Origin of the sequence: Lacticaseibacillus manihotivorans DSM 13343 = JCM 12514 (assembly GCF_001435035.1) — a bacterium.
GTDB classification, from domain to species: domain Bacteria; phylum Bacillota; class Bacilli; order Lactobacillales; family Lactobacillaceae; genus Lacticaseibacillus; species Lacticaseibacillus manihotivorans.
Genome location: NZ_AZEU01000182.1, coordinates 1 through 2,879 on the forward strand (window position 1 = coordinate 1; position 2,879 = coordinate 2,879).

Below are 2,879 nucleotides of genomic sequence, written 5' to 3' on the forward strand. Positions count from 1 at the left end.
AAAACCCACCGCACTGCGGTGTAACCCATATTTGGGTTCAGTTTTCCCTTATGCCCATTATCTAAAACTCCAAAATTCGGCCCCCTGTCGTAATTTTGGACTTGAAGGGGGAGTGTTGTGATCCGTCCTTTTGGATCATAGCGCTCCCCCTTCACTTAGTTTTGAACTTGGTTTTCGGCCACGAAGTTAGCAACTTCAAGGCCGTTTTTTTGTCGCGAAATTTCAGATTTGAACAAAGGAGGTTGGTTCGGTTGGTAGTTGATATTCATATCAAGGGAGTAGCAGATGCAGACGCTGCCATCATCAAGCAGTTGGCTGACTCCAAAGGCTTAACCCGCAACAAGTATTTGGCGAGACTTATTCACCAGCATGCGAGAGATTACTACGTTGAAGGTGAGCTTAATGATCTAGCGGAGCTCACTCGTCAATCAAACGTCGTGATTCGACGCAACACCGAAGTGATCACGGCGCTTCTGGATTCGCTTGGCATCGAAAGAGGTGACGGCATTGGCAAGTAACAACAAGCGAGAACATCACTGGGTCTATTTGGACTCGGCGAACGATGGCGAGTACGGCTGGAAATATATTGACCAGTATATGAAAATTCATCGATGCAATAGTCGTGGTGAAGCTATTGAAGGTATTATCCATGAACATCAGGAGATGCAAAACGAACTCCTGGGCAATAAGGTTTTAGTTCAGCAAATTGTGGCGGAAATCAAGAAGTCGCTTGATCCGATCCGCTTACGGACTGGATCAACTGAGCGCTCCGTCGCAATGTTTCGCGAGTTGCTGAATGGCTTCATTGTGCTTCATGGAATGGAAGAACAATTTCCGGTGATGGACATTCAAAGCGATGCAATTGTGCGTGCCGAGGAGAAGATTGCCGACCAGATTAAGGCACAATGATTCAAGAACGGAACCAGGACGGTGAAGACCACTTAAAGGCCGTACAGGCGAATCAACTCAATAAGGGTTTGTTTGAGGCTGACTCGCCGCAGGAGATGGCCTACTTGGTCAAGACCTATGGTTATAGCGCCGTTGATAAAGAGGACGAGCGAAAGTACCAGCAAGCACCAGACGTCAAGGCAGCCGCTCCCCGAAAGCAAGCCTCAGCACTAGCTCAGCAGGCCACACAGGCCGCCGCTCAAGCGGTCGCACAATAGGGGGCAGGGAACAGTGAATAGTAGATATTGGTGCCGCCTCCTGGCACTGACGGCCGCCCTGATCGTGCTCAGTGGCTGTAAGGCAGTTGATGGTTTATCTAGCCTCCTTCCAGGAGCCACAGTAGAGAACAGCAAGGCCGACAACGCTTTAATCAAAACACCCTTCAGCATTGAAAAGTACCCGCAGAACTACATGGTGGTGAGCAATAACAAACCAGTGTTTGAAGGCGCGTTGGTTCGCACCGTAAACCGCGATTTGAAGGAACCTAGCTATATCACAGCAACAACTGATTACTCGGCCTTAGATCGCGCCGGAAGAACTCAAAGCGTGACGGCAATCGTCACCTATCAGTCGATGATGTTTCACAGCAGTAGTGTTGTCAGCCGGCCCGCCTTCCCAGAAGAAACGCGGGTTTCTGGCGAGTATTTGCACGCCAAGTACACGGCAACTAAAGACTCGGTAGAGAAGGGGTGGCACGGCGGCACTAACAACAACCGTATCGTGCAACTCACGGGGTACCGGGGATACTTGTACAACAAATCGCACCTGGTCGCCTGGTCACTCAATGGAGATATGCAAACCCACAACGTGATTCTTGGCACGCGGGCACAAAACGTTGGCACCAACGACATTCGTAATCCCGGGGGCATGGCCTATCCTGAAACCCTCACACGGAATTACTTGCAGGCACACCAGGACGAGGCGGTTGCGTACCAGGCAATCCCTATATATAGTAGGTCGGAGCGGGTCCCATGCGGTGTACACGTGATTGTGCAGTCCCTCAAAGACCCGAACGGGTTGCGGCTAAACCTCTGGATCTTTAACCAGCAGGCAGGAGTCAAGATCAACTACAAAACAGGGCAATTCAGGTTGGAACGCTAAGTCACTGGAGAGTACGCCCTTGGCAGCCTCCTTTTGGCTGATCACGCTGTTTCTTCTATTGAGCACTGTAGATCGGGTGCGTACCCGATCTATGCCGCCGCGCGGGCAGAAGGCGGCCTTGAGTGAAAATAGCGAGTACGGCTGATTTTGGCCGTGCCGCGGACTAGGTTAATAGTTTTCTGTTTGCATGCTCAGAGATCATTGTTGCCGGTTTGGCGAGCGGGCGTGGCGCCGCCAAACGCGGCCGGGACGGCCGCTTGTGCTTCGCCTTCTGCCCGCGCGGCGGCTACCTTGAGACACGAATTTCAACATGTAAAAAGCCGTCAAGCGCCTGTGGCTCTAAGCGCTTGGCGGCTTTTTTGTGGTATAATAGAGGAAGCAGAAAAGTTAATGAGCGGTGGTATCTTCGTATTCGAGAGAAGGTGAGGCTTATGGGCGTAAGGTTCATAACCTTGAATTCCAACGAAAGGAGGTACGGGTTTGCTTATGATTGGCGCTTTGGCGACAATCACGGCCTTTGTCAGTGCGCTAGCTCTGCTTGTCCTCGCGGTCACGCGATTGGTCAACTGATGAAGGCGATCGGCTTCGGCCGGAAAAAATAAGCAAACTAAAAGCCGCTTCGACTTTGGCGGGCGTCGCGGCTTTTAGTTTGTGATAGTTTGCCACCGTTCTTTAAACGGTTCTGCTGTGGAAGGGCACTCCTTATGGGGTGCCTTTTCGCTTGCCTTAATTATAGCATGGCTTTCCGGTTAAGTGAAGTCAGCCAAGGACCGCGTATGTGTCAAGTCTTTCTCGGTTCCACTAATTGAACTATTCTTTTTTGCTCGACT

General features: G+C 51.0%; 4 protein-coding genes. All 4 read left to right on the forward strand.

The features are described 5' to 3' along the window. Nucleotides 1-251: 251 nt before the first annotated feature. From FD01_RS10555 to FD01_RS10565, 4 genes are read left to right on the forward strand one after another with little or no spacing between them, the layout of a single operon-like run. Complete coding sequence (locus FD01_RS10555; RefSeq protein ID WP_225436193.1) at nucleotides 252-518, forward strand: hypothetical protein; 267 nt, start codon at nucleotides 252-254, stop codon at nucleotides 516-518. Further along, on the forward strand, nucleotides 508-909 hold the full coding sequence (locus tag FD01_RS10560; RefSeq protein WP_152164858.1) for a hypothetical protein: 402 nt from the start codon (nucleotides 508-510) through the stop codon (nucleotides 907-909). The genes FD01_RS10555 and FD01_RS10560 overlap by 11 nt, the downstream gene beginning before the upstream one ends. Further along, entirely contained in the window at nucleotides 906-1,166 is a 261-nt protein-coding gene (locus tag FD01_RS16110; RefSeq protein ID WP_152164857.1) for a hypothetical protein, read from the forward strand. The genes FD01_RS10560 and FD01_RS16110 overlap by 4 nt, the downstream gene beginning before the upstream one ends. Before the next feature lie 13 nt (nucleotides 1,167-1,179). After that, nucleotides 1,180-2,049 (forward strand): DNA/RNA non-specific endonuclease, encoded by an 870-nt coding sequence (locus FD01_RS10565; protein WP_054719874.1) that lies wholly within the window; start codon nucleotides 1,180-1,182, stop codon nucleotides 2,047-2,049. The last annotated feature ends 830 nt before the right edge of the window (nucleotides 2,050-2,879 follow it).